13 protein-coding genes are annotated in these 12,533 nt (G+C 30.9%); 10 read left to right on the top strand and 3 right to left on the bottom strand.

Annotated features, from left to right (window positions below; translation table 11 throughout):
* Positions 1 to 26 precede the first annotated feature (26 nt).
* Both H2650_RS13235 and H2650_RS13230 read right to left on the bottom strand, forming a co-directional pair.
* A complete protein-coding gene (locus H2650_RS13235; protein ID WP_188051293.1) occupies positions 27 to 389 on the bottom strand; it encodes a cupin domain-containing protein in 363 nt (120 codons plus the stop codon).
* A 61-nt stretch (positions 390 to 450) separates the two neighbouring features.
* Positions 451 to 1,965, bottom strand: coding sequence for a helicase HerA-like domain-containing protein (locus H2650_RS13230; protein ID WP_188051292.1), 1,515 nt, complete (start codon positions 1,963 to 1,965; stop codon positions 451 to 453).
* 371 nt (positions 1,966 to 2,336) lie between these two features.
* Here H2650_RS13230 and H2650_RS13225 point away from each other — a divergent pair, with 371 nt between their 5' ends.
* The 8 genes from H2650_RS13225 to H2650_RS13190 all read left to right on the top strand — a co-directional run bounded on the left by H2650_RS13225 (position 2,337) and on the right by H2650_RS13190 (position 9,369).
* Positions 2,337 to 3,155, top strand: coding sequence for a MotA/TolQ/ExbB proton channel family protein (locus tag H2650_RS13225; protein WP_188051291.1), 819 nt, complete (start codon positions 2,337 to 2,339; stop codon positions 3,153 to 3,155).
* Between the two features lie 76 nt (positions 3,156 to 3,231).
* Complete coding sequence (locus H2650_RS13220) at positions 3,232 to 3,840, top strand: biopolymer transporter ExbD (RefSeq protein WP_188051290.1); 609 nt, start codon at positions 3,232 to 3,234, stop codon at positions 3,838 to 3,840.
* Positions 3,841 to 3,862: 22 nt separating this feature from the next.
* Positions 3,863 to 4,414: a biopolymer transporter ExbD gene (locus tag H2650_RS13215; RefSeq protein WP_188051289.1), complete on the top strand. Its 552-nt coding sequence runs from the start codon at positions 3,863 to 3,865 to the stop codon at positions 4,412 to 4,414.
* 38 nt (positions 4,415 to 4,452) lie between these two features.
* A complete protein-coding gene (locus H2650_RS13210; protein ID WP_188051288.1) occupies positions 4,453 to 5,250 on the top strand; it encodes an energy transducer TonB in 798 nt (265 codons plus the stop codon).
* Positions 5,251 to 5,483: 233 nt separating this feature from the next.
* Positions 5,484 to 6,395: a substrate-binding domain-containing protein gene (locus tag H2650_RS13205; RefSeq protein ID WP_188051287.1), complete on the top strand. Its 912-nt coding sequence runs from the start codon at positions 5,484 to 5,486 to the stop codon at positions 6,393 to 6,395.
* Between the two features lie 10 nt (positions 6,396 to 6,405).
* Positions 6,406 to 8,085, top strand: a complete 1,680-nt coding sequence (locus H2650_RS13200; protein ID WP_223151114.1) for a hypothetical protein — start codon at positions 6,406 to 6,408, stop codon at positions 8,083 to 8,085.
* A gap of 215 nt (positions 8,086 to 8,300) precedes the next feature.
* Complete coding sequence (locus H2650_RS13195; RefSeq protein WP_188051286.1) at positions 8,301 to 8,933, top strand: 7-carboxy-7-deazaguanine synthase QueE; 633 nt, start codon at positions 8,301 to 8,303, stop codon at positions 8,931 to 8,933.
* A 34-nt stretch (positions 8,934 to 8,967) separates the two neighbouring features.
* On the top strand, positions 8,968 to 9,369 hold the full coding sequence (locus H2650_RS13190; protein ID WP_188051285.1) for a DUF2059 domain-containing protein: 402 nt from the start codon (positions 8,968 to 8,970) through the stop codon (positions 9,367 to 9,369).
* A gap of 145 nt (positions 9,370 to 9,514) precedes the next feature.
* Here the strand turns inward: H2650_RS13190 and H2650_RS13185 are convergent, their stop codons facing one another.
* Positions 9,515 to 10,231, bottom strand: coding sequence for a class I SAM-dependent methyltransferase (locus tag H2650_RS13185; RefSeq protein ID WP_188051284.1), 717 nt, complete (start codon positions 10,229 to 10,231; stop codon positions 9,515 to 9,517).
* Between the two features lie 78 nt (positions 10,232 to 10,309).
* Between H2650_RS13185 and H2650_RS13180 the strand changes: the two genes are divergently transcribed.
* Together H2650_RS13180 and H2650_RS13175 are read left to right on the top strand one after the other, a co-directional pair.
* Positions 10,310 to 10,804, top strand: coding sequence for a YkgJ family cysteine cluster protein (locus H2650_RS13180; RefSeq protein ID WP_188051283.1), 495 nt, complete (start codon positions 10,310 to 10,312; stop codon positions 10,802 to 10,804).
* Between the two features lie 129 nt (positions 10,805 to 10,933).
* Positions 10,934 to 12,169: an ABC transporter permease gene (locus tag H2650_RS13175; RefSeq protein ID WP_188051282.1), complete on the top strand. Its 1,236-nt coding sequence runs from the start codon at positions 10,934 to 10,936 to the stop codon at positions 12,167 to 12,169.
* Positions 12,170 to 12,533 lie beyond the last annotated feature (364 nt).

Here is a 12,533-nt window from a genome sequence, read left to right as displayed (position 1 = left end):
GTATAAAGATATAATTTTTAAAAGATTCATTCTTCTCTATTAACTTTTTCTATAGAAAATGCTGGAGTACAAATGGCAATATATTCGCATATTTCATCAAAAGGATTAGAATACTGAACTCGAGTGTTCTTATCTATTTTGATAGATTGTCCAGCTTCTAAAATAATAATTTCATCACTAATTATAAATTGCTTTTTGCCTTTTATGATATAAGTGTATTCGTCAAATTCAGGAGTTTGAAAAGGTTCTTTCCAATGTGGTGGTGCAACCATGTGCGCAATGGAAATTTCGGAATTATTAGTTGCAACTATCCCATGATGCTCTTCAATTAATTTTCCATCAGTAGTAGGAAATACGAAAGGAGATTTTTGGATAAAGTATTTTTTCATAACTAGATTTTATAAAAAAATCCCTTTTTTAAATGAGGTTTTAAAAAGGGATTAGTGATTTTTATTTTTTAAACATTTTATTTAGTACTCCAAATACTCCTCTTATAAAAGTGGCGCTTGTAAGTACTTTTATAACTGATTTGCCTACAACAGTTGCTGTACTAGGACCTTCAGGTTGTTTTTTTTCTGCTTTTTGATTTTCTGATGCAAATTCTTCTTCAGCAAGAGCGATTTTTTTATTTAGAATTTCATAAGCGCTTTCACGATCAATGAGCTCGCTATATTTTTTAACTAATTTTGAATTAATATTGATTTCCTGTATTTCACTTTCTGTTAGGATGTCCATTCTACTCATGGGCGCACGCATCATAGTAGCAGCAAGAGGTGTAGGGATTCCTTTTTCATTCAATGCGGTAACAAGGGCTTCTCCTATTCCAAGGCTAGTTAGTATTTCGTCAGTTTTATAATAAGCAGAACTAGGGTAATTATCTGCAGTCTGCTTTATTGCTTTTCGGTCATTAGCGGTAAAGGCTCTTAAAGCATGTTGAATTTTCAATCCTAGTTGTGCCAAAACTCCACTTGGAATATCCATTGGGTTTTGGGTAATAAAATAAATTCCGATCCCTTTAGAACGAATTAGTTTTACAATAGTCTCAATTTGTTCTAATAAAACCTTGCTGGCTTCATTAAAAATCAAATGCGCTTCATCAATAAAAATGACTAATTCTGGTTGATCAGCATCTCCTTTTTCTGGCATTTGTTGATAAATTTCAGCTAAAAGACTTAGCATAAATGTAGAAAACAACTTTGGTTTATCTTGTATATCAGTCAATCTTAAAATACTGACGTAGCCTTTCCCATTTTTATCAATACGCATTAAATCTTCTACATCAAATGACATTTCACCAAAAAAAAGATCAGCTCCTTGTTGTTCAAGTTCAATTATTTTTCTTAATATCGTTCCTGTCGTTGATGTAGAAATCTTGCCGTAATGTTGTTCGATCTCACTTTTTCCTTCCTCGGTAATATAGTTAATTACTTTTTTAATGTCCTTTAAATCTAATAGAGGCATTTTGTTATCATCACAATATTTAAATATAACAGAGATTACACCAGATTGAGTATCATTTAAGTTTAAAATTCTTGAAAACAATACGGGTCCAAACTCAGAAATAGTAGCGCGCAAACGCACTCCATTTTGCTCGGATAAAGTTAGCAATTCAACAGGGAAGCTTGCTGTGCTATACGGGATATTAATCTTATTGTGGCGTTCTGTAATAAATGATTTCTCTTCGCCTTCTTTTGCTATTCCGCTAAAATCCCCCTTAATGTCCATCATTAAAACTGGGATTCCATAACTAGACAACTGTTCTGATAATACCTGAATTGTTTTGGTTTTACCAGTTCCTGTAGCTCCCGCGATTAAACCATGACGATTTAAAGTTTTTAATGGAATTTTAATAGGTGCATCTGCGAGTGCTTCTCCATCAAGTATGGCTCCGCCTAATATGATACTTTCTCCTTTGAAGTTGTATCCTTCTGAAATATGTTTTACAAAATCCTCTTTTCTACCCATAATAGTTTAAATTAATATCATCCGCAAGATATTATATTTTTCTAGAAGTAACAATTTTAGTGTATAATGCAGTTTTCCTGCTTTTATATTGTTAATATCGTAAAATATTACTTTATAGCTTGACTAGTGATATCTTGAAATATTACTTTAAATATTCATAAAAACGTAAATTATTTCTCATGAAACATTTAATTTAATTGCATATACTGATATAAATGCAATAAATAGTTGTGTAGATATGTTTTTAAAATAAATTTAATGACAATAAAATAAAAAAAAGTTTTTTTATTTGAACTAAAAATATAAATTTGCTCCACTACAAGTTTAATATAACTAAGATAATTTATTTAAAACTATTAAAATTAAAAAAAATGGCAAACGTTAAAAAAGAAAAAAGCGCAAACGGTGGAGGAATGATTTCTGGAATCATTATTGTAGCATGTGTTTTTGTTGGATGGTTGATTTGGAATTTCATAATGGGTAATGGTGCTAATTTTGAAGGTGGTGTTAATACTGGTCATCCATTACCAGGTAATATGTTGGCAATGGTTTATAAAGGAGGTCCAATTGTACCTGTTTTATTAGGTTTGTTATTAGTTGTTATCGTTTTCTCATTTGAGCGTTATGCAGTAATTTCTAAAGCTGCAGGAAAAGGAAACCTTGATACTTTTATGAAAACTGTACAAAATGATATTAAAAGTGGTAATATTGAATCAGCTATCGCTGCTTGTGATAAACAAAAAGGTTCTGTTGCAAATCCAATAAAATCAGCTTTATTGAAATATCAAGAAGTTAAAAATGAAGGATTAGATAGTGAAGCTGCTGCTGAAACTATTCACAAAGAAATAGAAGAGGTTACTTCATTAGAAATGCCAATGTTAGAAAAACATATGACTGTGCTTTCAACTATGGTATCTTTAGGTACTCTTGCAGGTTTATTAGGAACAGTAACAGGGATGATTAAAGCATTTAGTGCGTTATCTGCTGCTGGTACTCCAGATCAAGCTGCTCTTGCAAATGGTATTTCTGAGGCATTAATTAATACTGCTACTGGTATTTCTACTTCTGCTTTAGCGATTATCTCTTATAACTTTTTTACTTCTAAAATTGATGATTTAACTTACTCTATTGATGAGGCAGGTAATACAATCGTTAATACTTACAGACATTACAGAAGTACAAAAAAATAATTAATAATTTAATTTACAAAAAAGTAGTAGTTAGATAACTAACACTACTTTTTTGTAAATATTAAAAAATATATTAATGGCTATAAAAATGAAAAAGAAAGCAGGGTCTACTGATATGACTGCTATGTGTGATGTGGCTTTTCTTTTGTTGTCGTTCTTTGTTATGACGGCAACAGCAAAGATACCTGAAGCATTGCCAGTTGATACTCCTGCGTCAACAGTTCAGTCAAAGTTGCCAGAAGATAATTTAGCTACCATTACCGTTGGAAAAGGAAAGATTTTCTACGATCTTAAAGGAAGAGAAGTTAGAAAAATGGCTCTTGATTTGATGGGACAAAAATACGGTGTTGAATTTACTCCTGAAGAATCTCAAAAGTTTGCTTTGATGGAAGATATTGGGGTTCCAATCACAAGTCTTAAGCAACTAATCGGTATGAAAACTGCTGATAGAAGTAAACCAGGTTTACAGCCAGGCATACCTAAAGATTCTCTAGATAATCAATTAAAAGAATGGGTTTATAATTCTCGTATTGCAAATATCAAAGTAAATAATAAAGAATTACAAATTGCTATTAAAGGAGATGCTAAAGAGCAATATCCTGCAATAAAAAGCGTAATGGATATTTTACAAGATCAAAAAATCAATAGCTTCAATCTAGTTACTGGTTTAAGAGCAAAAAACTAAAAACTAAAAAAAATACACTAAAATGGCTGAATTAAATACTGGCGACGGTGGAGGCAAAAAAGGTGGAAAAGTAAGAAGTAAAAAGTCAAACTCTAAAGTAGATTTAACTGCAATGGTTGATTTAGCTTTCTTGTTGATTACTTTCTTTATGCTTACTACCACGTTGTCAAAACCACAATCGATGCCTTTGGGTTTGCCTGACAAAGAAGACGACAAAACTAAAGAAAAGCCAATCAAAGTTGATGAGAATCGTACGTTAACAGTTTTGTTAGGTGAAAATAATAAATTGGTATATTACATGGGTCTTCTAGCAACTCCAATTGCTGGTCCAACAGATGTATCTTATGGTAAAGATGGTATTCGTGAAATATTATTGAAAAGAAAAGAGTCAGTAGTACAATATACCGGGAACAAAGACAAAGGTTTAATTGTAATTATTAAACCAAGTAAAAAATCAAATTATCGTAATTTAGTAGATATATTAGATGAGATGGCAATTGTTGGAGTACCTTCAAACGCAATTGTTAATGATTTTTCACCAGAGGAATTAAAATTGTTAGAAGGTAATAAATAAGATTTGCTTATTACTCTATAACCTAATAATCAAGAAAAATGAAATTAGATATATTCACAAACCAATGGCTTGATATTGTTTTCGAAGGTCGTAATAAAGCTTATGGCGCTTACGAACTAAGGAAATCAAATAACAAGACTGCCGTTAGAGCGCTTATCTTTGGTGCAATTGTTTTTATCATATTGGTTAGCTTACCGCTTATTTTAAGTTGGTTGCCTAATTCAGCTGATAAAGATGTTACTCTAGATACTAAAATTGTTAGTATTAAGTTGCCGCCTAAGAAAGAGATAATAAAAGAAAATGTTCCTCCGCCACCGCCACCGCCACCTAAGGTTGACCAAGTAAAATTTGTTAAGCCAATAGTAGCAAAAGCAGACGAAGTAACAGAAGAACCACCTAAGACGGTTGAATTAAAAGAAAAAAAATTAGGAGCTGAAACTATTAAAGGAGATCCTGATGCTATCTTAACAGTAGAACCAGTTGGTACTGGAACTGCAGCCGTTGTTGAGGAAGTAGATAATTCAATCTATAATACAGCAGGTATTGAGGTTAAACCTGATTTCCCAGGTGGTATTGATAAGTTTTACAAATTTGTTGGTAATAACTATCAAACTCCAGAAGAAGAAGGTTTGAAAGGAAAAGTATATGTAACTTTTGTAGTTGAGAAAGATGGTTCATTAACAGATATCAAAGTAATTAGAGATATTGGTTATGGTACAGGAAAAGAAGCTATCCGTGTTTTAAAAAAATGTCCTAAATGGACTCCTGGAGAGCAAAACGGTAAAAAAGTAAGAGTACTTTATTCATTACCTATTACTATACAATCTGCACAATAATGTTAGATAACATATTTAATAATATTAAGAAGAAATCGCTTAAAGAGCGATTTCTTCTTGTTTTAGGAATTTTGTTTTTTTTGGTTTATTTTGTTTTAGGTCTATTTGTTATATTTATGAATAATTTTCCTTTAGCAATGAATCTTACTGCTAGGATTGCATTTGGAATTATACTTATTGCATATGCTTCCTTTAGATTTTTTCGTATAATTAATGATAATAAAGACTAGTTAATGAGAAATATTAGTAAGCTTTTATGTTTTGTAGTTTTTTTGGTTGTGTTTGGATGCAATCAAAAAGACAGTTCGAAGAACCAAGAAACAATTTTAAAAGGTTCTGCAATAATTTATGTTGATGAAACGTTAACTCCTATTATTGAAGATCAAGTAGCAGTTTTTGAGAGTAATTATGATGCGAAAATTAAACTTGTATCAAAATCGGAGTCAGAAACTGTTAATTCATTGTTTAAACAAAAAGGGAGTATTGCTATTTTATCTAGAGATTTGACCAGTGAAGAGCTTAAGATTTTTAAACAGCGCAATATCAATCCAAAAGTAACTCCTTTTGCTACCGATGCTATTGCTTTTATTTCTAACAAGAATACTAAGGATTCAATTGTAGAATTAAAAGATGTAATAAGTTTTATGCAAGGTAGGGCTACACCATCTATTAAGGGTCTGGTTTTTGATAATTTGAATTCTAGTACAGTCAGATATATCAATGAAATCGCTGGTATTAAATCTGTTCCGGAGAAAGGAGTTTTTTCTTTCAAGACAAACGATGAAGTGATAAAGTATGTTTCAGAAAATGATGGTATTATTGGAGTAATTGGCGTAAATTGGCTTTCACAACCTAAGCCATCAATGAAAAAATATATTGATAATGTAAATACTTTGAGGGTTAAAGATCTTAAAGGAAGTCAATCTTATTTACCAACCCAAAACGATATAGCAGAAAAAAAGTATCCTTTGGCACGTGATTTGTATATTATAAATTGTCAAGGATATTCTGGATTAGGAATGGGATTTGCCTCATTTGTTGGTGGAGACATTGGACAAAGAATAATTTTAAAATCAGGGTTGCTACCCATAAGAATTCCTACGAGGAACTTTATAATAACTAAAAGCCAAAATGATGAAAATTAAATTAACTACAATGAGCATAAATAAATTTGCAACGTTTAGTGTTGCCATATTAGCTTCAACTTATTCAGTTCAAGCACAAGATATCAATCAAGCCAAGAAAGCTGTTGATGCAGAGCAATTTGAAAGTGCTAAATCTATATTAAAATCTATTATAAAAGATAAACCTTCTAATGGTAATGCTTACTTTACTTTAGGTACTATTTATCTAAATCAGAACGTTCAAGATTCTGCTAAAATATTTTTTGAAAAGGGATTAAGCGCATCTGATAACGGTAAACTTAATAATATTGGTTTAGGTCAAATAGATTTAGACAAAAATGATGTTTCTGCCGCTCAAGCTAAATTTGCTTTAGCAACTAAAGACGTTAAAAAGAAAGATATTCAGGAATATATTTATATAGCAAGAGCTTATATGAATGCAGATAAGCCTGATTATAAAAATGCTTTAACTATTTTAAATAAAGCAGTTGCTGTTAATGCGCAAGATGCACAATTACAATTGGCATTAGGTGATGCATATTATGGTGATGGAAAACAAAATGAAGCCTACGTAGCATATAGAAGTGCTTTTCAAGCTGATAATTCTTTATTGAGAGCTAAAATGCAATTGGGTGTTTTATTAAAAGGAGCTAAATCTTATGATGAAGCACTTAAAGCATACAATGAAGTAATTGCTATCAATCCTAATTACGGACCAGTTTATAGAGAGTTAGCAGAAACTTATTATAAAATTGCTCGTAATAAACCTTCTCAAGCAGCAGCGAATTATAAAACGGCTATAGGATATTATGATAAATACATGTCATTAACGGATTATTCTATTCACTCTAGAATGCGTCGTGCGGATTTCTTAATATTAGTTGAAGATTATGTTGCTCTTGAAGCTGAAGCTAACAAGATGAGTGAATTGGATAAAGTTAATCCTAGAATTTATCGTTATTTAGGATATGCTGCCTATAAAAATGGAAACGTAGATGTAGCAATCAAATCATTAGAAAATTTTATTAATGCACCAGGTAATAAACCAATTGCATTAGATTATTTATATTTAGGGTTGACTAAGATAAAAAAGGGAACAAGTGCTGATGGTGCAACTATAGATCCAGTAGCATTTCAAGCTGGTTTAGTAGATGTCAAAAAAGCTATTGAAATGGAACCTTTGGCTGTTCAGGATTTAACTGAAGTTGGTAAAAAAATGTTTACACAAAAGCTTTACAATGAAGCTGCAGCTATTTTTGAATTTGGTGCTAATACTAAAGAATCTGCAAGTTTCCTTGATGACAACGTTTATTATGGTTTAGCTAACTATTATGCTAATATTAATAAAGGTAAAGATGTAAAAGTTGATACTGTTGCTTTACAAAAAGCCGACGCTGCTTTTGAAAAAGTATTAGTAGCTTCTCCAACTTACCTAGAAGCTTATCTTTATAGAGCAAGAACAAATAGATTGCTTGATAAAGATGATGTCATGGTGAAGAATTATGAAGATTATGTTGCTAAAACTACTGAATTAGGTCCAGATGAGTTAGCTAAGCCAGCTGTTAAAACTAAAATTATTGAATGCTACAACAATATGGCAGCTAGTTTTGCTAATACTGATAAACCAAAAGCGATTGAATATTTTAAGAAAACGCTTGCAATAGATCCTACTAATAGTTATGCTACAGAGTCTATAAAAATATTAAAATAGTAAACGATTAATCTGTTTAATTTTAAACCGATGGTAATTTAGCCATCGGTTTTTTTATGTTTATTTTTTAAAAATTAGATTTGTGTTTTTTTATAAGGCTTCTATTATAATTTTATAAACAACATTTTTGGTACTGTTAAATTTTGGTACATTACTACTTGTTTTCAAATTGACTCCTTCTCAAATTAACTATCTTTGCGTTTTAAATTAAGTAAATGTTATCAAAAGAAGTACAATTAGAAGTAAATAAAGGAATGATGTTGCCCTTGATGGAGGAGTTTTACACAATTCAAGGGGAAGGATTTCATACAGGGACTGCAGCATATTTTATTAGGATAGGTGGTTGTGATGTTGGTTGTCACTGGTGTGATGTTAAAGAAAGTTGGAATGCAGAATTGCATCCGCCTACAAGTATTGATCTAATAGTTTCTAATGCTAGTAAGTATTCTGAAACTGTTGTAGTAACTGGAGGTGAACCATTAATGTGGGATATGACTTTGCTAACGCAAAAACTTAAAGAGCAAGATTTAAAAGTTCATATAGAAACATCTGGTGCTTATCCTTTGTCTGGCACTTGGGACTGGATTTGTCTTTCACCCAAAAAAAATAAATTACCTACAGAAACGGTATATGATAATGCAAATGAATTAAAAGTGATTATTCATAACAAACATGATTTTATTTTTGCAGAAGAACAAGCTGAAAAGGTTAATTCAAACGCTATTTTATTTCTGCAACCCGAGTGGAGCAAAAATGATGAAATGACACCGATAATTGTTGACTATGTAATGAAAAATCCTAAATGGCGCGTATCATTACAAACACATAAATATTTAAATATTCCATAAAAAAGTTTATATTTGGTGTGAAAAAACACACAATATGAAAAAAATATTTATAACATCCGTATTAGTTTTAGTAGTAAATGTAGTTTCGGCTCAAGATTCTTTTAAAGCAGAAGCGTTAAAAGTGATACAAATGTCTGGTGCAGCCGGTCCAATGCAGATGGCAAAGGAACAAATAATGCAAAATATTCCAGAATTAAAAAAAGAGGAATTTTCAAAAGAATTTGATGCTAGCTTGCCTTCATTGTATGAAAAACTTGCTAAAATTTACATGGAGACCTATAAACAAGAGGAGGTTAAAGAAATGTTGAAATTTTATCAGTCACCTTTAGGAAAGAAAATTTCTAGTTCATCTGGTGTAATATATAAAAAATCAACAGCTGCTGGTCAAGAATGGGGTGGAGATTTACAAACCATAATGATGAAATACATGCAATAATTTGTAATTTAAAATAAAAAAGCCCAAATCTTAGATTTGGGCTTTTTTATTTTAAATTACAAATATTTTTTAGGTTATACAAACATACAAGCTGTATGTTTTAAGTTTGGTATTTAAAGATATTAAAATATTTTATTTTTTTTTATTAAATGAATAATCTCGCTAAGTAATCATAATGTTCTCCCTCTAATTTCATTTCGCATTGCAATCCATTAGCAAATGCAGCATTCTGTAACGTATTATAATCTAAATATAGCCAAGGGAATGTGTCTTCTTTTTCGCCTTTATAAGTTACACTAAATTCCAATTCTCCGTAATAACCATTTGCGGGAATCGCAAAAGCTCCTTCTTCATCCTCATCAAACATGTAAATGATATCAGAACTGTCAATCATGATTTGTCCATTTGGTTTTAATAATTTTTTTAGGCCAAGCAAATATTGAGATGTATTTTTTAAGCTTCCAAATATACCAGTACCATTCATTAATAATAATATAGTGTCAAATTTATTTTCAGGATTGGAAGAGTCTATTTCGAGAACGTTTTGAATCAGTGCGTTTTTTACACCTCTAAGTTGACAAGCTTTTATCGCATTTGGAGAAATATCAATCGAGTGAACATTGAGTTTTTTTTCATTTTGTAAATACAAACTGTGACTTCCTGCACCACATCCTACATCTAATGTTTTTCCATGAGTAAGTTGCATCGCTTTTTGTTCTAAAAACGGCATTTCTTTATAAGAACGAAATAAATATGCAACAGACATTTCATCTTCTTCAGAGATGGTAGTTTCAGTAATCAAATCTTCCGGAGAATTATTAGTTTGATAATCAAGTATGGCTTTGCCAAAAAGGTCTTTCATTATTTTTAATTCAAAATTCATTAATCTATTATCCTGATTTAAAAAGTGTTATTTTTGTAGAAAATTTAAACTTTTATATTGAAACCTACTTTAAACGAACTTCCTAAAGAAGCCAAAGATAAGCATATCGAAAACAAAAAGTATTTTGATAAGCTCAAAAAAAAGACACCAAAAAATTTAGATTATGTAATGCAAGATTTACATGATACTGAATTCAAAAAAACAGACTGTTTAAAATGTGCTAACTGCTGTAAAACAACTGGGCCATTATTTACCTCTGCAGATATCGAACGCGTTGCTAAGTATTTAAAACAAAAACCACAACAGTTTATTGAGCAATATTTAAGAATTGATGAAGATCAAGATTATGTTTTACAAAGTGTACCATGTAATTTTTTAGATCAAGACAATACTTGCTTTATTTATGACGTACGACCGAAAGCCTGTCGTGAATTTCCACATACAGATAGAAAGAAATTTCAGCAAATCACAGATCTTACTTTGAAAAATGTTGCTATCTGTCCAGCCGCTTTTAATATAGTCGAAAACATGAAAAAAAAATTACCTTTATAAAGAATCTTTTTTTAAGTTTTATTCTTATAGGGTTTTTTTGACAGCAAATAGCCAAATCCGGGGTTTAGCTGTATTTTTGATTAAACCCATAAATGAAAATTAGCAATTATAATTAGAAATAGTATCAATTTGAATTTAGAATATTTTATAGCCAAAAGACTTATTACTGCCAAAGATTATAAAAGCAGTATATCAGCGCCAATTATAAAAATTGCAATTTCAGCAATTGCAATTGGCATGATCATGATGATAATTTCAGTAGCAACTGGAATTGGATTGCAACAAAAAATTCGGGAGAAAATCTCTGCTTTCAATGGGCATATTATTATTTCAAATTATGATAATAATCTATCCGAAGTTACACTTGTTCCTATTTCTAAGAAACAGGATTTTTATCCCAAATTTAATTCAGTTAGTGGGATAAATCATATACAAGCTATTGCTACCAAAGCGGGAATTATTAGAACTGATAATGCTTTCGAAGGAATTGTTCTCAAAGGAGTAGGGAAAGATTACAAGTGGAATAATATAAAAGAATACTTAGTTTCCGGTAGAATTCCTGATTTTTCTAAAAAACTCAATGAAGAAGTAGTGATATCACAGTTTCTTGCTAATAGATTAAATCTAAAAGTTGGTGATTCATTTAATACCTTCTTTATAAAAGAAGAGCAAAACAAACTTCCAATCAGTAGAAGGTTCAAAATTACAGGTATTTTTAATTCTGGGTTTCAAGAATTCGATGCTACTTATATAATTGGAGATATTAGACATCTTCAACGTATAAATAAATGGAACGCTGATGAAGTTGGAGCATTCGAAGTTTTTTTAGATAATTTTAATGACATAAAAGTAAAAGGCGAGCAAGTTTATGAACAAACAGGCTCTACATTAGACACAAAAACGATTATCGAAAAATACAGTTATATATTCGAATGGCTTCAATTATTCGACTTTAATATTATCGTTATTTTAGTAGTTATGATTTTAGTGGCCACCATTAATATGGTAGTTGCACTATTAGTATTAATACTCGAGCGAACCCAAATGATAGGGATATTAAAAGCACTGGGAGCAGATAATTGGTCTGTTAGAAAAATATTTTTGTACAATGCTTTTTATCTTATAATAAGAGGGCTGTTTTGGGGGAATTTGATTGGAATTTCACTTTTATTGATTCAACAGCATTTTGGAATAATTAAATTAAATCCTGAAAACTATTATGTTGATCAAGCGCCAGTATATCTTAATTGGGGATATATAATAGCACTAAACTTTTTAACTATTGGTATATGCTTCTTGGTATTACTAATCCCTTCTTACATAATAACTAAAATTTCGCCTGTAAAAGCCATTCGTTTCGATTGATTTCCTTTTGGCGTTTCCCATTCTAAAAAAGAGGCTATATCCGAGTTCGGTTATAGCCTCTTTTTTAGAATGGGTCGGGCTATTCGCTTCAAGTCCTCGTCAAGTTCCGTTATACTTCACTTGACTGTGGGCTTTGCGCTGATATCCCTAACGCGGGGTTGTTTTTCTAAGGCTGTTATAAGAGATTAGACTTAATAAACAATTTACTATTCTAGATCAGATTCTACTCAATAGGATTACTACACCTATATATAGGTAAGAAAAAAAACACCTAGCTATATATAGGTGTAAAAAACAGCGGTTTTATAAATGGTAGTATTGAATTGCCTATATCTAAGACAACAATAGCAATGCTTAAGCGATA

The organism is Flavobacterium sp. GP15, assembly GCF_014281985.1.
GTDB lineage: Bacteria > Bacteroidota > Bacteroidia > Flavobacteriales > Flavobacteriaceae > Flavobacterium > Flavobacterium pygoscelis.
Note: the sequence above shows the minus strand (reverse complement) of the source record. Positions and strands in the feature narration are given on the sequence as shown.

Bases quoted from the DNA above. Each gene is read 5' to 3' on its own strand.
- H2650_RS13235 (WP_188051293.1), bottom strand. From the start codon at position 389: ATGAAAAAATACTTTATCCAAAAATCTCCTTTCGTATTTCCTACTACT.
- H2650_RS13230 (WP_188051292.1), bottom strand. From the start codon at position 1,965: ATGGGTAGAAAAGAGGATTTTGTAAAACATATTTCAGAAGGATACAAC.
- H2650_RS13225 (WP_188051291.1), top strand. From the start codon at position 2,337: ATGGCAAACGTTAAAAAAGAAAAAAGCGCAAACGGTGGAGGAATGATT.
- H2650_RS13220 (WP_188051290.1), top strand. From the start codon at position 3,232: ATGGCTATAAAAATGAAAAAGAAAGCAGGGTCTACTGATATGACTGCT.
- H2650_RS13215 (WP_188051289.1), top strand. From the start codon at position 3,863: ATGGCTGAATTAAATACTGGCGACGGTGGAGGCAAAAAAGGTGGAAAA.
- H2650_RS13210 (WP_188051288.1), top strand. From the start codon at position 4,453: ATGAAATTAGATATATTCACAAACCAATGGCTTGATATTGTTTTCGAA.
- H2650_RS13205 (WP_188051287.1), top strand. From the start codon at position 5,484: ATGAGAAATATTAGTAAGCTTTTATGTTTTGTAGTTTTTTTGGTTGTG.
- H2650_RS13200 (WP_223151114.1), top strand. From the start codon at position 6,406: ATGAGCATAAATAAATTTGCAACGTTTAGTGTTGCCATATTAGCTTCA.
- H2650_RS13195 (WP_188051286.1), top strand. From the start codon at position 8,301: ATGTTATCAAAAGAAGTACAATTAGAAGTAAATAAAGGAATGATGTTG.
- H2650_RS13190 (WP_188051285.1), top strand. From the start codon at position 8,968: ATGAAAAAAATATTTATAACATCCGTATTAGTTTTAGTAGTAAATGTA.
- H2650_RS13185 (WP_188051284.1), bottom strand. From the start codon at position 10,231: ATGAAAGACCTTTTTGGCAAAGCCATACTTGATTATCAAACTAATAAT.